Here is a 19,653-nt window from a genome sequence, read left to right as displayed (position 1 = left end):
TTATTTTCAGCAAGCAGTAAAAAAGGATTGGCGGTGGAAAATAGTAAAGAAAGTCAGATCATTGCCGCAGAAGCGTTGCTTTGTCAGGCCATGTTGGCTTCGGATGTTCAAGAATTGGATCGCCTTTTATCTTCCGAGCTGGTTTTTAGCAATCATTTAGGGCAGGTGCTCGGTAAAAAGGATGATTTGCAAGCGCATCAATCAGGTTTATTACATCTCTCTCATATTGCTATAGAAGATCAGCAGATTAAATTGCAACAAGATACTGCGATTGTGGTGGTTAAAATGAGCATCTGCGGTAGTTATGATGGACAGCCAGCGGATGGGACGTTTCGTTTTACTCGGGTATGGCAGCATGTGGAAGGTGATCGTTGGGAAGTCATTGCAGCACATTCAAGTGGGGTTGCGGGTTCATCTTGAGTCATGCGAAAGACAGTGGGTGTTTTCTTGATCACACCTGAAGCTCCCTTATCAGGGAGCCCATGTGGATATCAATCTGCCCATCGTATCAGGAATGACGCGGTGGGCAGAACATGTGAGCGTCATTCGGTGACAACGCTAGTGATAGAACAAGGGGGGAGCTGGTACTGATAACGGTGTGAATCAAGTTCCAGATCCAACAAACGGGGTTCGTTGTAGGGGTTATTAAGGTTGAGCACCAAAGAACCATCCGGATTACAAAAAGCGACGGCATTGCCACTTAAATGACCGCTCAACGGTACGTATCTCGCCCCCGGTTTAATAAAATGAGAGAAGTGACGCATCACATGGTATTCAGGATTAATCATCACCTGCTGGTTCTCCATATCAACCGAGATCATGCTGTTTTGTCGCCAGCCCCAAGTACTTTCACCTCCCTTGGGTAACACCATATTCCAGTAGCAATAACCGTTCACCCCGTTCACCAAATAATGTCGGAACAAGCTAAATACATAGTGTGCATAGGGCCAACTATTCTCACCGTCGCCACATTCGTTTTCGGTTTGATAGTAACGTAGTTCGGGATAGCTCATGGTGGTCCGTTGGATCGCATTCTTTCCCGCCCACTGGTAACCGACTCCTTTGATATATTGATAGGCCTCGCGATCGTTTAAGACATAACCGGCATAATCATCATAATCCTGCCCGACTTCTTCCATAAAATTAGGGGCATTGATCGTGCCCAACCAGATCTCGCTATCGATATTTTCCGCAGCAAATAAGGGGCCGAGATAATCTCTAATGAATATCCGCAGCTGTTCTCCGCTCCAGACACAGGAGGGAAATTTTTGATCGGCGGCTACCTCGTTCTGCACGTGTATTTGCTGAACCGTGATCCCTTCCTGTTGGTAAGCCTCAATATATTTTTGGAAGTACAAAGCGTAAGCCCGCTGCGTTTGTGCATCGCTTTTTAAGCGACCAAAATTATAGGCCTGATGGGTTTTGAGCCATGTTGGCGGACTCCAAGGGGAGGCAAATAGCGTCATCTTGGGTTGACGTGCCAAGGCCGCCTGAACATAAGGCATTAACCAACGCCGATCCCGTTCAATGGAAAAATGGGCCATGCTGTAATCATCTTCGTGCTCGTTATAGCTATACCACGATTTGGCATAATCGCTGGCACCGATGGGAAGTCGGCCTAGGGTTAGTTGGCATTCTCCATCGGGGGCAAATAGTTGATCAAAAATGGCTTCTCGTTGTTCTGGTTTCAATGAGGCTAACGCGATCATGCCCAGTTCATTAAAACATCCGCCAAATCCTTCTATCGCTCGTCCCCGTTGCTGGCTAACAATAAGATTGGGGCCTTGTTCATCGCTGGTTAGAGGGCAGGCTTTCTGTGTTTGCCATATATGATCTTTGCCGGAACTAATGACATGTATCATTGTGCTTTCTCCTTAGCTAAGCTGGGTAATTTAGCGGCTGAAATGTGAGCATCATCAAGCGAATAACGATGCATAATGAGAATGAGGCTGAACACTAATACCCCAGGGATCACGGTAAATAACGCATTGATCATGGCTAACGCTGAGCTAGTTTGAGCGGTGGCTCCCCCCACGTAATGACTCCATGACAGGAGATATCCAACTAGTGCGCCACCGATAGCAATACCGAGTTTGATAGCAAATAGATTGGTAGAAAAAACAATACCACTTAAATATTGACCGGTTTTCTTTTCAATATCGTCTACTACATCTGATAACATACTCCATTGCAGTGGCGTTGCAGCGAGCTGAATAAAATTAATGGCGATAATAAATGCGAAAACTAAATAGATATTACTTGCCGGAATGAAATAGAAAATACCTAATAAAATAGCTTCTATAAACATAGAAAATTTAAAACCTTTGACTTTATCTATGTTTTTGAATATCCGTGCTGACAATAATGCACCAATAATTCCGGCAATTAATGATGTGGTTAGCAGGGTACTCGCAAGATCGGGTTTCCCCATAACATTATTCACATAATAAATTGCAGTGCTGTTTTTTAATAAAACAGCGATAAGGTTAACGATATTTAATACAAATAAAATTCGCCATTCTTTACTCGCCGTTAGAATCTTTAAATCAGTTGCTAAGCTGCTATCTTTTGCTTGATTTTTATTGGAGTATTTCTCCTTGGTAAAAGAAAAACAAATAAAGAAAAGGATGATACTAATGACACTCATCAGCATCATGGTATAAAAATATCCATGCTGAGGGTTACCTTTGCCAAGATATTTGACTAAAGGTAATGCCGCAATAGATACAATCAGTCCACCTGCGGTACTAAGGGCAAAACGGTAGGATTGTAGCGAAACCCTTTCCTGTGAATCATGCGATATATTATTAATCATTGCGCAATAAGGAACATTAATAGCGGTATAGACTAATGATAATAAGATATATGAGGCATAGGCATAAATAAGCTTGCCGGTATAACTCAATTCCGGGGTATAAAAAGTTAAGGTACAAATACAACCAAAGGGAATAGCAAACCATAAAATATAGGGTCTAAACTGACCCATACGTGTTTTTGTTCTATCTGCGATGGCACCCATGAGTACATCGGTTATCGCATCAATGATCCTTACAGCCAAAAACATGGTTCCCATGTGTGCGGGACTTAGTCCAAAAATATCGGTATAAAAGTAAGCCAGAAATAGCATTACGGTCTGCCATACTAAATTACACCCGGTATCGCCTAAGCCATAACTTATTTTTTCTTTTATTGTCAAAGGGGTACTAGACATAGTTCTTCTCCTTTCAGAGAGTTTTTATTGTTGGTTAAATAAATCTCTTATCGAGAATGAATATGTTATTGAATAAGATATGGCTTATATGTATAAAAAGAATGTATTTATATAATAAGTGTGTACATTATGAGTGATGATTGTCCCATTTTCGAAAAGATACCGGTCCGAGTGGGTGAGCTATTTACCTTACGGGTTGATGACTATCATTGTTTTCGAGGGTTAACGGTTGAACCGCATTATCACATGATGTTCGAGATCATGTGGTTTCGCCGCTCAACGGGGACATTCAGTATTGGTAATGAAAAATATACAATTAAAAACAATACCTTGATCTTTGTACCGGCCTTAATGGTGCATGATATGGATCTGGCGGCTGGAGAGGATCACCTGCGCTATTTGTTGCAGTTTGAAGAAAACTATTTGGACGAATACGGGATAGATATCCATTCGAGTCAGTTGATCCGGGAGATGGTTCGGGTATTGACGGAATTGGAAGCCACAAGATTACAGCAGATCTTTAGTTGGTGCTCCGATCAATTAAAAAATTCGGGCTCATTCGATCCCTTGTTTAAATCGTTATTGAAAACGATCTTGCTTGATGTGTTCAATAAATTAGGTCAATCCCCTTATGCTAAGGTTAGGCCTGTCGATCAGCATATCAACACGTTGATGGATTTTGTCCACGATCTTGATAAAAATAAAGAATACTCAATTTCTACCGAAGAGGCGGCTCAACGCTGCCATTGGTCCAAATCGTGGTTTTCTCGGATTTTCAAATCAACATTTGGCATGCCATTTAAAACATTTATGGTAGTGCGAAAAATTAATGTTGCCGTGAAACTACTGGCCACGACTGATGTGGCGATTGCTACTGTTGCTGAACAAGCAGGGTTTTGTGATAGTGCTTATTTTTGTCTTAGGTTTAAAGAAATGATGCGTGAAACTCCCAAAATATTTCGTGAGCGAGTCAAAAACTCAACCGATATTGCTTTTAGTGATGAAAGCCTCCCTTAAACCATCACTGATCACCACGCATGTATTTAGGGCAATCACAATCTTGTGATAACCGAATACACAGTCAATTTACCCTAAGTAGCTTATTACATCACCCGATAGGTTTAATACTAGGGTTCAATCTATCTAATATGATAAAAATATCAGCAAAAACAATTGTCAAAAATCCCCGCTCTCGCTATGGTTAACTAGTTAATTAAAATAACTATTATTTTAGATTTAGACTGGTTTTAACTATCAGTGCGGTAGTGTGGATATACAGTCGTATTGGTTTGATTCAAAAATGACGCACATTTTGTTGCAAAGCCTGCGCACTTTGTTTTGATGGAATGTTAAAAACTGTTTTTAAATCAATTGGATACAAATCAACAAAGAGAGTTATTGCGCAAAGCTTAGGTAGATATTGCGCGCGCGCATTTTGTAACCAAGGTATATCGGAAAATATCGGTATACCTTATTGATAAATATGGTTTTACCAGAATTTTGGATAAAAGTGTGCAGGTAGTTTTTGAGCGTGCGTGATATACAGCTGTTATATCTATAATTTTATACATTGTGGAAATTAATATTAAGGAAAAAATAATATGACAAAGGTTATTTCTATATTTAATAATAAAGGTGGAGTAGGGAAATCTACCATTACATGGAATTTAGCCCATTCTTTAGGATGTAAAAATAAAAAAGTATTGTTGTTAGATTTTGACCCACAATGCAATTTATCAATAGCAATGCTAGGAGAAGATAAATTTATTCAACAATTACCATCTCAAAATGCTCCTTATGGAACTACAGTTAGATCATTTTTACAAAGGTTTTTACAAAATACAGGTGGTGAGGAAATTTATCTTCATAAGGGAAAACATACATCTGATAATGTAGATATTATAGCTGGTGATTTTTGGTTAAACGTATATGCAGATTCATTAAATGTCGGTTCTGATTTATTGTCAGGGACAGGTCTCAGTAGATATGTTGCTATTAGAAGTATTATAAATAAGGCTGAGGAAAAGTTTAATCAAAAATATGATTACGTATTAATAGATCTTCCGCCATCATTCGGTTCTCTAGTAAGGGCTGCATTTTATTCGAGCGATTATTATATTGTTCCTTGTACGTCTGATAATTTTAGTGTTTATTGTTTGGGGTTAATCGGACAAATGGTTCCAAATTTTGTAAATGATTGGCAAAGTGGCATTGAAAGATTTAATAAAGCTAATCCACATTATAAAGAATTTGACCATTTAGGTATGCCAGTGTTTGCAGGGTGGGTATTTAATGGGTTTGATACTGCGAGTAAGCGTAGAACGAAGACGCAAATAGATGCCGGTGTTGCAAAAGGAAAAAAAGAAATGATTCAAGCAGATGAAACCATGCATAATAAAATTTCTGAAGCTGTTAAAAAGGATCTTTGTTCTATTCTAAAAAGGGATATTAACAATTATGACCCTATCGCTAAAATCGGGGTAGAAAATTTCCGTATTGGTGAAATAGAAGATGCAAACGTATTAATACAAAATAGTCTATGGTTAAATGTTCCATTGGGTGAACTAAATAATTTTCAGCAAGTTGTATCATTGCAAGATCGGAGACAATGGTCTCATAATCAGTTAGAACAAATAGAGTTATTGAAAAATAAGTTTTCTAATTTGGCTGATAACTTAATTACCACTTGTATATAGATATAACAAGGCGTTTCAATTGACAAAATATATGTCACGAATTTTGGTTCCCAAAATGTAGTGCCATATATTTTGCAACTGAACTTTGCGTTAGGTTTGTCAAAAGTAAGGAGATAGATTTCAATATGGATTGCTATTTTGAAGTTCCTTTCTACAGGGATTTAACTAAGTCAAGTGGTTGGAATGTTTTAGATGACAAGTCAACGAAATATCAAGTTGCTCGTGCAATATTTAAACTACAAGCCAGTCAATGTGCGGGAAGTGCAAAAATAGGACGAAAAGAGAATAAATAGGCCACCCACCGTATAAAGCCAGTATTTATGCGGCTCTTATGAAACGAGAGGAAGCAAAATGGCCGAAACCTTCATTTTGCATTTTCATTCATTTTGTTGGTAAAGCTGTGGCGGTCTCGATTATTTGAATTATCTTGAAGAAGGAAAGAAAATAAATAGGCCACCCACCGTATAAAGCCAGTATTCATGCGGCTCTTATGAAATGAGAGGGAAGCCAAATGGCCGAAATCTTCACTTTGTATTTTCATTCATTTTGTTGGTAAAGCTGTGGCGCCCTCGATTATTTGAATTATCTTGAAGCAGGAAGGCTAAAGGATCCTGTTAGAACAGGGTTCATAAGGTGGGTGGCCTGCCTATTGCCCGTGGTGATTTGGGAAGAGGGAGTCCATATTATTCCTTATAACCCAATATCAGTAGTTGTATATTACGTAATCTAGAACTATAATTCGTACGTTATTTTGTACTAATTGGAGTCCAGTATGAGCCGTATACAAATCGATAAAGATATCCAACCTTTGTCAGAGTTTCGAGCTGGAGTTGCGTCATACATTAAGCAAATCAATGAAACACGCCGTCCTTTGGTTATTACTCAGCGTGGTAAAGGTGTGGCAGTTGTTCTTGATGTTGCTGAATATGAGGCAATGCAGGAAAAGATCGAGTTATTGGAAGAAATGAGAACAGCCGAGGCTCAATTAGCTTCTGGTTTTGGTGTGGCCAATGAAGATGCGCGTGAACAAGTGCTAGGGCGCATTCAAAAATGAATGTTGTTTGGTCTCCTTTAGCATTACAAAAATTGGGTGATGCAGCGGAGTTTATCGCACTTGATGAGCCAGCTGCTGCAGAAAAGTGGGTTAACAACGTTTTCGATAAAGCTGCATTATTGAGCACAATGCCAGAAATGGGAAGTAGAAACAGGCCACCCACCTAATGAATCCAGTCAATATGGGAAGTATGATTTGGGCTTGACGTATTGATAAAATACTGTATAAATATACAGATGTATTTATCCGTAGTGGTCGTTATCCATGCCAAAGCCGAGATGTCAGCAGATTAGTCTGAGCGATACACCCTATTATCATTGTATTTCCCGATGTGTCCGGCGTGCCTTTTTATGTGGTGAGGATAGCGTGACGGGAAAAAGCTTTGAGCATCGCCGTGGCTGGATAGAAGAACGACTCTTGTTTTTAGGCGGTGTATTTGCAATTGATATCTGTGCTTATGCCATCATGAGCAATCATTTGCACGTGGTTTTGCATGTCAATGAATCACAGGCCGAGAGCTGGTCCACACAGGAAGTGATTCAACACTGGCATCAATTGCATCGGGGCACACACTTTACCCGGCAATTTGAGCATGGTGAGTCTCTGCCTGAATTCGCCATGAATCTTGTTAATGCTTCGGCAGAAACTTATCGGGCCCGGTTACAGGATATCAGCTGGTTGATGCGAGAACTCAACGAACCCATTGCAAGACAGGCGAATGCTGAAGATAACTGTACGGGTCGATTCTGGGAAGGTCGGTTTAAATCACAGGCGCTGCTGGATGAAACCGCATTAGCGGCGTGTATGGCCTATGTTGATTTAAACCCGCTGCGCGCAGGCCTGAGTTCGACACCGGAAGACTCCCAGTTTACCAGCATCAGACAACGAACCCAGGCGGCTCAGCAACACCGGCAACCGAAACGGCTATATCCGTTTACAGGAAACCCTCGTCAAAATCGGCCGGAAGGGCTGGCTTTCAAACTGACCGATTATCTGGAACTTATCGACCTGACCGGGCGTATCGTTCGACCCGATAAAAAGGGTGCGATTGATATTTCATTGCAACCTATTTTACAGCGTCTTCATATCAGCTCTGCGAGCTGGCTCGATATCATCACTTCATTTTCAGCGCAATCTAAAGGACTGGTCGGGAGCCATGCGTCACTGGTTCAATATGATTATCACCATCATTGCCGTAGGCATCATCGGGGCGGTTATCAGCCAAGTGCGTTACACGCTTAAGATTTTATTTTGTCTCCTGGAAGGATAAATTCTGATTACTCCCAAACAGAGCGACCTCGATGACCCTCAATCATACGATTTACTCCAACTCTCCTCAGATATGAGCTTAAATATTCATTCTGAGAGCTCTAACAGGATTGTTCATCATTTAATTCATTGAAATGGTATGTGCATCAGCCGTGTGAGATTTAATGTTCTGTTATTGTGGCTGTCCTATTAGTTCTTCTACGGAGAGTCAACAGGCCACCCACTTTATCATCAGATATGAGCTTAAATATCTATTCTGAGAACACCAACAAGATTGCCATCATTTAATTTATTGAAATGGTGTGCGCATTAGCCGTGTGAGATTTAATGTTCTGTTATTGTGGCTGTCCTATTAGTTCTTCTATTAGTTCTTCATTCTAAAAAAATCGCTGCCTATATACTGGATAGACAGCGATTTTTTCTGGATTCAATTCCGCGTGTGAAATGCTTTTTCTACACTAACGCATCGTCACAAACTCTTCAGCGCTTGTTGGGTGAATGGCTACACAACTGTCGAAATCAGCTTTAGTCGCTCCCATTTTGATGGCAACTCCAAAGCCTTGCAGAATTTCATCCATTCCCAAGCCGATGCCATGTAAGCCGACAACTTTTTCATCCGCTCCGGCACAAATGAGTTTCATGCGGGTCATCTGACGATGTGAGGTCACGGCCGTATACATGGCGGCAAAGCTGGAGGTATACACTTTGACCTGATCATCGCCATAGCGTTCTCGTGCCTGCGGTTCACTGAGCCCGATGGTGCCGATGGTTGGGTGGCTGAAGACGACGGTCGGGACTAGTTCGTAGTCCATTTTGGCGTGAGTCTGATGATTAAACAACCGTTCGCTCAACAGGCGGCCCGCTTTGACGGCAACTGGTGTCAGCTCAATTTTGCCGATGACGTCACCCAGTGCATAGACGCCTTCGGCGGTGGTATTCGAATACTCATCTACACGGATAAATCCCCGAGCATCGGTTTCGATTCCGGCAGCCGCGAGATTGAGCTGGTCGGTATTGGGTTCCCGACCAATTGCCCAAATGACGCAATCGACATTCAGATGGGTACCATTTTCAAAGCTTAAGTCTAATGAACCATCAGCGCATTTTTCCAGTTTTTTAGGAATACTGTGGGTATGAAGTTCTAGCCCATCTTCTTGCATGATATCGACCAGTGTTTCATAGAGCATCGGTTCAAAGTTGCGAAGTGGGGCGTGTTTACGAACCGCCAGATGAACCTCACTTCCTAATCCTTTGAGTACTCCGGCTAGTTCTACGGCGATATAGCCCGCACCGACAACGGCGACTCGTTTAGGTTGCTCGGTGAGTTCAAAGAAACCATCGGAAGTAATGCCGTATTCAACCCCGGGAATGCTCGGGAGGGAAGGGTGGCCCCCGGTGGCAATCAGGATATGTTTGGCGTGATACCGGACGCCATCGACATCAATGGTATGAGCATCGATAAATTTGGCGAACCCCTGAATTTGGGTGACATGGTTGTTGTCGAATCCTCGTTGATAGGAACCGTGGATCCGGTCGATGTAAGCCTGACGATTTTTGACCAGTGTGCCCCAGTCAAACTGGTTGACGGTGACATCAAAGCCGTAATCAGGGCCATATTTATGAATGGCCTCGGCAATTTGGGAGCCAAACCACATCGCTTTTTTGGGAACGCATCCAACGTTGACACAGGTTCCGCCAACTTCTTTCGCTTCAATAATCCCAACTTTTTGACCATACATGGCCGCCCGGTTCGCCGAGGCAATTCCCCCACTTCCGGCACCAATACACAGATAATCAAAAGCGTTTTCTGGCTGTGTCATACGTTTTCCTCTGCTCGTCATTTAGTCTCAATGGTTTCGAGTATAACGAGAATGGATCGATTTATCATATTGTTACTCATAAAGGCTTTAATAGTTGTAGCCAATTAATCAGAATAATTGAATGCGTCATCCTCAAAGTGCTGAATGGGGATCTCTATATGAAAATGCGTGCCGTGAGGTTCCCGAGGTGAATATTCAATAGATCCAGAGAGATTTTCGGTAATGATTTGGTGAATAATATAGGTTCCTAAACCGCTTCCGCCTTGTTCTCGTTTGGTCGTGACAAAGGGTTCAAACAAGTGATCGCGAATAGAACTGTCAATTCCCTGACCATTATCTTCATAATCGATCATGAGCCGCTGTTTCTGGCGGGTAATTCGGATATTGATGCTTGGGTTTACGTTTATATCGTTAAAGGCATGAATGACAGAATTCATCAGTAGATTAGAGTAAATTTGTGCAAAACGCCCCGGCAGGCTGTTAATTTTTAAGTGGGGCGAACATTCCACGGATACTGAGATGGATTTTTGGCGCAGATGATGCCCCAGCGATACGATGATTTGGCGTAAGTTATCTTTAACGTTAAAGAGATAACCTTGTTGTGACGTTTGATCGACGGCCACTTGTTTGAAACTTTTCAGCAGTTCACTGGCCTGATGCAGATTAGTCAGCATTAAGTTGGACGCTTCGATGACGCGTTCCAAAAATTCATTCATCTGACTTTTCGTCAGAGATTGTTCCATGATGGCCTGCTGGATTTTAGAAGCTTGCTCTTTGAGCAGCGATGTATTGGTGACACAAATTCCAATCGGCGTATTGGTTTCATGGGCAATACCGGCCACCATATTGCCTAAGGCTTCCATCTCTTCAGATTTCATCATTGGCGTGGCAATGGCGGGCTCATCTCGATGTTGAACGGCTTCTTGAAAAAATAGCTGGTCTTTTAATTCACTGATATCGACCCCGGATGCAATAAAAGATAGAACTCCCTGAGCATCGGTATAGGGAATCACTGTCCAACTGAGTTCTAGTTCATCGCTGATCAGGCTATTGATTGGCGATAACAGTCCATTAATGGAAAGCGATTGATCTAAACGTTGCTGAACAATCGCGTGCTGAGTTTTGGGGATGAAAAGCTCAAGCCAGTTTTTCCCGAGGAGTTCCGCTTCAAGGCGTCCGGTCTGGAGAATTGTGGTTGGGTTGACAGCCTGAACACAAAGCGCGTTATCCAGCTTTAGAATCAACATTGGGGAACGTTGAATCACTGACTGACAAAGGTCGTGGCTGAAATGAGACAATTCGGTGGTCCCTGATATCAGATCGGGTGGTGACTCTGAAGGATCGGAGTCGGAACTGAAAGGCGGCATCATGGCATATCCTCTTATTTTTTTGTGCATTAAATAATAGCTGAACCATCCCATTGCGATCAGCCCGATAATCCAGAACATTAATGCGAATTTTAGTTCTCGGGCTAATTGATACGCATTGAACGCCGGATCAACGGACAAATAGAGTTGACCGATGAGCTGTTTATTCTCGATGAGTGGATAGTGTAATCGCTGATCATTCGCTTCTTTGTGACCCATCGCTAAAACTGTTCTGGATTGGGTCGGGGAAATTTGATCAATCATGACCGTGTGGATGTGCGGCTGCGTGATAATCAGCTTCGCGAGTGTGTAGAGCTGCTGATGTTGATCACTGGCTAAAGCGGTCGCCAGTGGTTTAATAAAGCTGTGTCGAATCAGCCGCAAATCGCTATCTATGGCTTGCTTGGTTTGCTGATATTGCCCGCTGATGATGGCCAGTGTTGTGACGAGCACTAAGATCGAAGCCCCCAGAAGATGGTAGGTTGTGATCGCAGCGTTGCCTCGTGGAGATAATTCCAGATGTCCCTCATGCATATGTATCCAGTGCCTTCTCCCTGACTGATATAAATCAGAATAGCTTAAATTGATGTATTTTGATGGGTGGATTAAAGCTGGAGGTCTCACTTCGATCACCTATATTGGACTATGCTGTCACCGATGAGACCGACCTTTGGTTGAATTCGTCGGAAAATGTCTCCATATTGACAATATTCGGCGCATTTATGCGCCCCGCTATCAGGAGCCGATATGTCAAATCCCCTATTAGAATTTAAAGGTTTACCTCCGTTTTCCAAGATCCTTCCCGAACATGTTCGTCCCGCTGTGGAACAGGCGATTACCGAATATCGGGATACCGTTGCAAAAGTTCTCAAACAGGATGTGTTCAGTTGGGATAATTTCATTGAACCGCTGACTGATGTCAGTGATCGGCTGAGTCGGATTTGGTCGCCGGTGAGCCATTTAAATTCGGTGATGAATAGTGAAAGCCTGCGTGAAGCCTATGAAAGCTGTCTGCCGTTGTTATCTGATTTAAGTACTTTCTTAGGGCAGCATCAGGGCTTATATCAGGCGTACCAGCAAATAAAAGAGAGTGACGCTTTTGCATCGTTTTCTCTGGCACAACAGAAAACCATCACCGACTCGCTCCGGGATTTTGAACTTTCTGGTATTGGTCTACCGAAAGAGAAGCAACAACGATTTGGTGAAATTAGTCAACGCTTGTCAGAGTTGGGTTCGACATTTTCCAACCATGTATTGGATGCCACTCATGCTTGGCAAAAACATTTGACCGATGCCTCTCGTTTAGCCGGACTTCCTGAGTCGGCACTGGAAGCAGCCGCTGCGGCCGCTAAAAATAAAGAGATGGACGGTTATCTGTTAACACTGGATATCCCCAGTTATTTGCCGGTCATGACTTATGCTGACGATCGAGAGTTGCGTGAAGAGATGTATCGGGCTTACACCACTCGGGCTTCCGAATTAGGACCGAATGCCGGGGAATTTGATAACACCGGTGTGATTGAAGAAACGCTGGCACTGCGTTATGAATTGGCCCAATTGCTGGGATTTGAGACGTATGCGGATCTGTCGTTGGCGACTAAAATGGCGCAGAGTCGTGATCAGGTCATTGGCTTTTTAGAAGATCTGGCCAATCGTTCGAAACCTCAGGCGGAACAAGAATTGGCTGAATTGCAGGATTATGCCCGTCAACATCATGGTGTGGAAAGTTTGCAGGCCTGGGATATCGGTTATTACAGCGAAAAACTAAAACAGCATAAGTATGCGATTTCAGATGAGCAGTTACGGCCTTATTTTCCGGAGCAAACCGTATTGTCTGGGCTGTTTGAAGTGGTTCATCGCTTGTATCATATTCGGGTCCAGGAAGCTCACAATGATGAGTTGTGGCATCCGGAAGTTCGCTACTTTGAGATCTACGATCAGCAGAATGAACTGCGAGCCTCTTTCTATTTAGATTTGTATGCCCGTGAACATAAACGGGGTGGGGCCTGGATGGATGAATGCCAGGTTCGGCGGATCACGACGAATGGCCGTTTGCAATTGCCGGTGGCTTACCTTACCTGTAACTTCAACCGACCGGTGGGGGATAAACCTGCCCTGTTTACTCATGATGAAGTGCTGACGTTGTTCCATGAATTCGGGCATGGTTTGCATCATATGTTGACTCAGATCGATGTGGCATCGGTGTCAGGCATTAATGGTGTGGCGTGGGATGCGGTCGAATTACCTAGCCAGTTTATGGAAAACTGGTGTTGGCAGGGTGAGGCGCTAAGCTTTATTTCCGGGCATTACCAGAGCGGGGAATCACTGCCCTCCGAATTATTGGATAAATTGCTGGCGGCTCGCAATTATCATTCGGCTATGGCAATGCTGCGACAGCTGGAATTCGCGCTTTTTGACTTTAAATTACACAGTCAAGATCCGGCCCAATTATCGGTTCAGAAAGTATTGAATGATGTCCGAAAAGAGGTTTCGGTGATGGTCACTCCAGACTTTAACCGTTTCCAGAACGGCTTCTCTCATATTTTTGCCGGAGGCTATGCCGCAGGCTACTACAGCTATAAATGGGCTGAAGTGCTTTCCTCGGATGCATTTTCACTATTTGAGGAAAATGGCATTTTTGATGAACAGACCGGCCAATCTTTCTTGCAGAATATTTTAGAGAAAGGGGGCTCTCAGGAACCGATGGAATTATTTAAAGCATTCCGAGGTCGGCAGCCGCAGGTCGATGCACTACTACGCCATAGTGGTATTCATGGTTGATCGAATCTTCACCACTAAAGTGGCTGAGGGGAGTTGATCCATCCAGTTGGCTCATTTCTAGGCCTGAGTTCGAGATGTTATCGAACTCAGGCCTTTTTGTTTTCGGCACAGAGTGAAAGGCTGCGATGCGGGGCAAATTAGTGTATTTGATCAATCGCTAATCAGATTATTTAAATAAGTTTATTCTGCTGATTTAATCCACTGAATCAGGTTTTTTATTTTATTCGTAACTAAACCGCTAAATATTTCCACTTTATTGTCTAATTTATTTGCAATTACTCCCTTTAAAAGTTGAAAACTCCTTATTTTTTGCTTTGCGAAGCGCTTGCCGAATCTCGGTACAATGAGGTAAAACTGCTACTAATCACAGTTGATAGAGAATTTTATAACGTTAACTGTGGATAAAAACACACAACATTGCATATAAATTAATTATAAAACGAAATGGTTACGGAGAATCATATGATGAAATGGACTAAAAAAGCGGCTGTAGTCGCTGTTTCTCTCGCTCTCATAGGTGGTGCTTCCATGGCGCAGGCCGCCGATAGTGTCAGAATCGCGATTGCAGGCCCAGAAACCGGTCCGGTTGCTCAATATGGTGATATGGAATTTGACGGTGCTCATGTCGCTGTTGAATTAATTAATAAAGCTGGTGGTATCGATGGCAAAAAAATTGAAGCCATTGATTATGATGATGCCTGTGAACCTAAACAAGCCGTTGCGGTTGCGAACCGTATTGTGAACGATCAGATTTCTTTCGTGGTCGGGCATTTGTGTTCCGGTGCGACTCAGCCTGCTTCAGATGTTTACGAAGATGAAGGCGTGTTGATGGTCACTCCAGCAGCCACCAGCCCAGGGATTACTACTCGCGGGTACAAATTTATCTATCGTACCATCGGTCTGGATAGTGATCAGGGACCTACCGCGGCGAAATATATTATTGATCATGTGAAACCTAAACGAGTGGCGATTGTGCACGATAAACAGCAATACGGTGAAGGGATTGCGACCGCCGTTCGTGACAATCTGAAAAAAGCAGGGATTAAAGTGGTTTCATTCGATGGGATCACCAGTGGTTCAAAAGACTTTTCCGCACTGATTGCCAAACTCAAACAGGAAAATGCCGATTTTGTTTACTACGGGGGCTACCATCCTGAATTGGGTCTGATTTTGCGCCAGTCTGCCGAAAAAGGCTTTAAAGCACAATTTATGGGGCCGGAAGGGGTAGGGAATAAAGATCTATCCGCGATTGCGGGTGCTGCTTCGGAAGGTTTGTTAGTGACCCTGCCTAAAAAATATGATCAGAATCCAGAGAACGCCGAAATCGTAAAAGCTCTGCAGGCTGAAAATAAAGATCCAAGTGGTCCATTTGTCTGGACTTCGTATGCGGCGGTACAAACCATTGTCGCCGGGATCAAAGCGGTTGGTGATGATCCGGATGCCGTTTCTAAATATTTGAGAACGCATACGGTGAATACCGTGATGGGTCCATTGAAATGGGATCAAAAAGGTGATTTGAGAGGGTTTGAATTCGGCATCTTCAGATGGCATGCAAACGGTTCTTCGACTGCATTGCAGTAGTTGATATGACAGGGTTACCCGGTTGTTCTGGTAACCCTCCATCTTACTGTTTTAAGCAAGAAGAACCTTTTCGGGGCTGCTATGTCTGAACATTTTTATTATTTTATTCAACAGCTTATCAATGGGCTCACGGTGGGTAGTACCTATTCACTGATCGCTATCGGTTATACGATGGTATACGGCATCATTGGTATGATTAACTTCGCGCATGGCGAAGTGTATATGATCGGAACCTATATTGCGTTTATTGCATTATCGGTGCTGATGTTGATGGGGTTTGATAATGTCCCATTATTGTTTATCGCGGCATTTGCCATCAGTATGTTGATCACCAGTATCTACGGCTGGACGATTGAACGCGTGGCTTACCGACCTCTGCGTGGTGGTAACCGTTTAATCCCTCTCATTTCAGCTATCGGGATGTCGATCTTTTTACAAAACCTAGTCCGTACGGCACAGGGGAGTCGAGACGTGGCGATTCCTACCCTGGTCAGCGGTGGCTGGGTGATTGGTCCGGCGAATAGTTTTCATTTGACCATTTCTTATATGCAGGTCGTGATCTTCGTCGTGACGTTTATCGCGATGATGTGTCTGACCACTTATATTTCACGTTCTCGCATGGGACAGGCCTGCCGGGCTTGTTCTGAAGATATTTCTATGGCCAGCTTACTCGGGATCGATACTAACAAAGTGATCGCTTTTACCTTCATCGTCGGGGCGGCATTGGCTGCCATTGCCGGGGTGTTGTTAGGCGTGTACTACGGGGTGGTGAATCCGTATATCGGGTTTATTGCTGGTCTAAAAGCGTTTACAGCGGCGGTATTGGGGGGCATTGGTTCTATCCCGGGCGCGGTACTGGGTGGGTTGCTCCTTGGGGTGACCGAAGCTTTGACCGCAGGTTATATCAGTCCGGAATATTCGGATGTGGTGTCATTCCTGTTGTTGTGTTTGGTACTGCTCTTTATGCCAACCGGAATTTTAGGGCGTCCGGAGGTTGAAAAAGTATGAAATATTTTGATTTTTCAACGGCCATTAAATCTTTGCTGGTTTATCTAGTTTTAGCCGGATGGTTGTTGGGGATCCGTTTGGATACCACAGCGACTGGCTTGACTCTGGCCTGGTCTGAAGCGCCGCGTTGGTTGTTATTAGGAGCCGGTGGGTTACTGGTCTTTTTGTTTCAGTTGTTTCATGAGCCGTTACAGACCTTGTGGGGTAAAGCCAAACCGAAGCAGACCTTTAAATTCCCAGCACCGCAGGAAGCGCCTAAGTTTTATCGCTGGTTGGTCAGTTTTGTAGCCATTGGTTCGATTATCTGGCCATTTGTGGTCTCGCGCGGGGCCGTTGATTTAGCCACCCTGACTTTTATCTATGTCATGCTAGGGCTAGGACTGAATGTCGTGGTGGGGTTGGCTGGGTTGCTAGATTTAGGCTATGTCGGTTTCTATGCGGTCGGCGCTTATAGCTATGCATTATTGAACCATTATGCGGGACTTGGATTTTGGCAATGTCTACCGATTGCTGGCGTTTTGGCGGCCTTTTTCGGTTTTTTACTGGGGTTCCCGGTGCTGAGGCTGCGAGGGGACTATTTAGCGATCGTGACGCTGGGTTTTGGTGAAATTATCCGGATTATGCTCAATAACCTGACTGGGCTGACCGGTGGGCCGAATGGGATCGGTGGGATCCCGAAACCGACTCTATTCGGCTTGGAATTTAGCCGTCATGCCCGGGATGGAGGCTGGGATACCTTCGATCATTTCTTTGGATTCCACTATAACTCGGATCATAAAGTGATCTTTTTATATCTGATGGCTTTGTTGTTGGTGGTGGTTACGTTGTTTGTCATCAACCGCTTACTGCGAATGCCGATTGGTCGAGCCTGGGAAGCATTGCGTGATGATGAAATTGCCTGTCGCTCGCTGGGGCTGAATCCAACCGTGATTAAACTGACCGCCTTTACCATTGGGGCTGGATTTGCTGGATTTGCTGGAAGTTTCTTTGCGGCTCGTCAGGGGTTTATCAGCCCGGAATCATTCACCTTTATGGAGTCTGCGATCATTTTGGCAATTGTGGTACTCGGCGGGATGGGCTCACAGATTGGTGTGGTCTTAGCGGCGATTATTATGACGGTATTACCGGAACTCGCGCGAGAATTTAGTGAATATCGGATGGTTTTGTTCGGTCTGATGATGGTACTGATGATGGTTTGGCGTCCGCAAGGACTGCTGCCGATGAGTCGACCAAAAATGGAGTTGGGATCGAATGAATAACCAGAGTTTACTATCGGTCAGAGATCTGACCATGCGTTTTGGTGGGCTGGTGGCCGTCGATAAGGTCGCGCTGGATATTGCACCGGAACAGGTCGTTTCGATCATTGGTCCCAATGGTGCGGGGAAAACCACGGTCTTTAACTGTATTACCGGTTTTTACAAGCCAACAGCCGGCTCGATTACTTTTAAAGGCGAAGCTGTGCAAGGATTGCCGGGTCATAAAATTGCTCGCAAAGGGATGGTTCGAACCTTCCAACATGTGCGTTTATTTAAAGAGATGACGCCTATTGAAAATTTGTTGATCGCTCAGCACCATCATCTGAATACCAATATTCTCTCCGGTTTGTTTAAAACACCGGCATTTCGCAAAAGTGAGGCCGGAGCTTTAGATAAGGCACGCTATTGGCTAGAGAAAGTGGATTTGCTGGATTTTGCCAATCGGTTATCTGGTAATTTGGCCTATGGGCAGCAGCGGCGATTGGAGATTGCACGTTGTATGGTGACCGATCCCAGCCTGTTGATGCTGGACGAACCCGCGGCGGGTCTGAACCCAAAAGAAACGGCCGATCTGAACGATCTGATTGTCGATCTACGTCAAAATGAAAAGATCTCGGTGGTCTTGATTGAGCATGATATGAAATTGGTGATGGATATTTCTGATTATATCTATGTGGTGAATCAGGGGCGCCCTCTGGCTGATGGTACCCCGGAGCAGATCCGGCAAAATCCTGATGTGATTAAAGCTTATCTGGGAGAATCATAATGAGTATGCTTCGTTTTGATCATGTCAGTACCCATTATGGAAAAATTCAGGCGCTGGATGATGTATCGATCACGGTCGAAAAAGGGGAAATCGTCAGTTTAATTGGTGCTAATGGGGCCGGGAAAACCACTTTGTTGATGACCTTGTGTGGTGATCCGAGAGCTTCATCCGGGCAGATTTTCTTTGATGGGGAAGACATTACCCAGAAAGAAACATCGCAAATTATGCGCGGAAATATCGCCATTGTGCCTGAAGGCCGGCGGATCTTTTCCCGGTTAACGGTAGAAGAAAATCTCTATATGGGGGCTTTTTTTGCGACGACGACCGAAAAGATCGAGTTGATGCAGCAGATGTTTGATCTGTTCCCTCGATTGCGGGAACGACGTAATCAGCGGGCTGGAACTATGTCGGGGGGGGAACAGCAGATGCTGGCTATTGGCCGAGCGCTGATGAGTCAACCTAAACTGTTATTACTGGATGAACCCTCGTTGGGTCTGGCTCCCATCATTATTGCGCAGATTTTCGATATTATTGAATCACTGCGTAAAGATGGGATGACGATCTTTTTGGTGGAACAAAATGCGAATCAGGCCCTGAAACTCGCCGATCGGGGCTATGTGCTGGAAAATGGCCGGATTGTATTGGAAGACAGTGGTGATGCGTTGCTGAGTAATCCTCAGGTACAAAGTGCTTATCTAGGAGGATAGTGCTCGTCCTTGATGTCCTCTGCTCTGATGAGCAGAGGCATTTCTCCTCGTGAACTGATGTTGCATAGTCATGATGCTTTGCTCAATGTAAAATGCTCCCTCCAATCGATTAATCACCGTGTTACAGATAAGAACAG

15 protein-coding genes and 1 pseudogene are annotated in these 19,653 nt (G+C 43.9%); 12 read left to right on the top strand and 4 right to left on the bottom strand.

The genetic code is table 11. The features are described 5' to 3' along the window. Window positions 1–33 precede the first annotated feature (33 nt). Complete coding sequence (locus tag ABUE20_RS10660; protein ID WP_408619905.1) at window positions 34–420, top strand: nuclear transport factor 2 family protein; 387 nt, start codon at window positions 34–36, stop codon at window positions 418–420. Window positions 421–542: 122 nt separating this feature from the next. On the opposite strand, the gene ABUE20_RS10655 is transcribed toward ABUE20_RS10660, so the two are convergent. Together ABUE20_RS10655 and ABUE20_RS10650 are read right to left on the bottom strand one after the other, a co-directional pair. Further along, window positions 543–1,862 carry a glycoside hydrolase family 30 protein gene (locus ABUE20_RS10655; protein WP_408619904.1) on the bottom strand — a complete coding sequence of 440 codons (1,320 nt, stop codon included), beginning with the start codon at window positions 1,860–1,862 and terminating at the stop codon, window positions 543–545. Then, on the bottom strand, window positions 1,859–3,211 hold the full coding sequence (locus tag ABUE20_RS10650; RefSeq protein ID WP_408619903.1) for a glycoside-pentoside-hexuronide (GPH):cation symporter: 1,353 nt from the start codon (window positions 3,209–3,211) through the stop codon (window positions 1,859–1,861). The genes ABUE20_RS10655 and ABUE20_RS10650 overlap by 4 nt, the downstream gene beginning before the upstream one ends. 129 nt (window positions 3,212–3,340) lie before the next feature. Here ABUE20_RS10650 and ABUE20_RS10645 point away from each other — a divergent pair, with 129 nt between their 5' ends. The 5 genes and pseudogenes from ABUE20_RS10645 to ABUE20_RS10625 all read left to right on the top strand — a co-directional run bounded on the left by ABUE20_RS10645 (window position 3,341) and on the right by ABUE20_RS10625 (window position 8,203). After that, window positions 3,341–4,228, top strand: coding sequence for an AraC family transcriptional regulator (locus ABUE20_RS10645; protein WP_408619902.1), 888 nt, complete (start codon window positions 3,341–3,343; stop codon window positions 4,226–4,228). A gap of 584 nt (window positions 4,229–4,812) precedes the next feature. Further along, window positions 4,813–5,907 (top strand): ParA family protein, encoded by a 1,095-nt coding sequence (locus ABUE20_RS10640; RefSeq protein WP_408619901.1) that lies wholly within the window; start codon window positions 4,813–4,815, stop codon window positions 5,905–5,907. A gap of 772 nt (window positions 5,908–6,679) precedes the next feature. Further along, on the top strand, window positions 6,680–6,961 hold the full coding sequence (locus ABUE20_RS10635) for a type II toxin-antitoxin system Phd/YefM family antitoxin (protein WP_408619900.1): 282 nt from the start codon (window positions 6,680–6,682) through the stop codon (window positions 6,959–6,961). Continuing rightward, window positions 6,958–7,104, top strand: a pseudogene (locus ABUE20_RS10630) (type II toxin-antitoxin system RelE/ParE family toxin); the annotation flags it as partial. The gene ABUE20_RS10635 and the pseudogene ABUE20_RS10630, both read left to right, overlap by 4 nt. A 121-nt stretch (window positions 7,105–7,225) precedes the next feature. After that, a complete protein-coding gene (locus tag ABUE20_RS10625; RefSeq protein WP_408619899.1) occupies window positions 7,226–8,203 on the top strand; it encodes a transposase in 978 nt (325 codons plus the stop codon). Window positions 8,204–8,688: 485 nt separating this feature from the next. Here ABUE20_RS10625 and gorA read toward each other — a convergent pair whose 3' ends face one another. Together gorA and ABUE20_RS10615 are read right to left on the bottom strand one after the other, a co-directional pair. Beyond that, a complete protein-coding gene (gorA, locus tag ABUE20_RS10620) occupies window positions 8,689–10,050 on the bottom strand; it encodes a glutathione-disulfide reductase (protein WP_408619898.1) in 1,362 nt (453 codons plus the stop codon). A 104-nt stretch (window positions 10,051–10,154) separates the two neighbouring features. Continuing rightward, on the bottom strand, window positions 10,155–11,951 hold the full coding sequence (locus tag ABUE20_RS10615) for a PAS domain-containing sensor histidine kinase (RefSeq protein ID WP_408619897.1): 1,797 nt from the start codon (window positions 11,949–11,951) through the stop codon (window positions 10,155–10,157). A 213-nt stretch (window positions 11,952–12,164) separates the two neighbouring features. Here ABUE20_RS10615 and prlC point away from each other — a divergent pair, with 213 nt between their 5' ends. The 6 genes from prlC (at window position 12,165) to ABUE20_RS10585 (ending at window position 19,516) form a co-directional block, all read left to right on the top strand. After that, entirely contained in the window at window positions 12,165–14,198 is a 2,034-nt protein-coding gene (gene prlC, locus ABUE20_RS10610) for an oligopeptidase A (protein WP_408619896.1), read from the top strand. 462 nt (window positions 14,199–14,660) lie between these two features. Next, window positions 14,661–15,779: a branched-chain amino acid ABC transporter substrate-binding protein gene (locus tag ABUE20_RS10605; protein ID WP_408619895.1), complete on the top strand. Its 1,119-nt coding sequence runs from the start codon at window positions 14,661–14,663 to the stop codon at window positions 15,777–15,779. A gap of 81 nt (window positions 15,780–15,860) precedes the next feature. Continuing rightward, window positions 15,861–16,787, top strand: a complete 927-nt coding sequence (livH, locus tag ABUE20_RS10600; protein ID WP_408619894.1) for a high-affinity branched-chain amino acid ABC transporter permease LivH — start codon at window positions 15,861–15,863, stop codon at window positions 16,785–16,787. Further along, window positions 16,784–18,046: a high-affinity branched-chain amino acid ABC transporter permease LivM gene (locus ABUE20_RS10595; RefSeq protein WP_408619893.1), complete on the top strand. Its 1,263-nt coding sequence runs from the start codon at window positions 16,784–16,786 to the stop codon at window positions 18,044–18,046. The genes livH and ABUE20_RS10595 overlap by 4 nt, the downstream gene beginning before the upstream one ends. Continuing rightward, window positions 18,039–18,809, top strand: a complete 771-nt coding sequence (gene livG / locus ABUE20_RS10590) for a high-affinity branched-chain amino acid ABC transporter ATP-binding protein LivG (RefSeq protein ID WP_408619892.1) — start codon at window positions 18,039–18,041, stop codon at window positions 18,807–18,809. Before ABUE20_RS10595 ends, livG begins: the two co-directional genes overlap by 8 nt. Beyond that, a complete protein-coding gene (locus ABUE20_RS10585) occupies window positions 18,809–19,516 on the top strand; it encodes an ABC transporter ATP-binding protein (protein ID WP_408619891.1) in 708 nt (235 codons plus the stop codon). Before livG ends, ABUE20_RS10585 begins: the two co-directional genes overlap by 1 nt. Window positions 19,517–19,653 lie beyond the last annotated feature (137 nt).

The organism is Celerinatantimonas marina (assembly GCF_046054165.1).
In the GTDB taxonomy this organism is placed as follows: Bacteria; Pseudomonadota; Gammaproteobacteria; order Enterobacterales; family Celerinatantimonadaceae; genus Celerinatantimonas.
The sequence above is the reverse complement of the archived record's forward strand: the minus strand, read 5'-3'. Positions and strand labels throughout refer to the sequence as shown.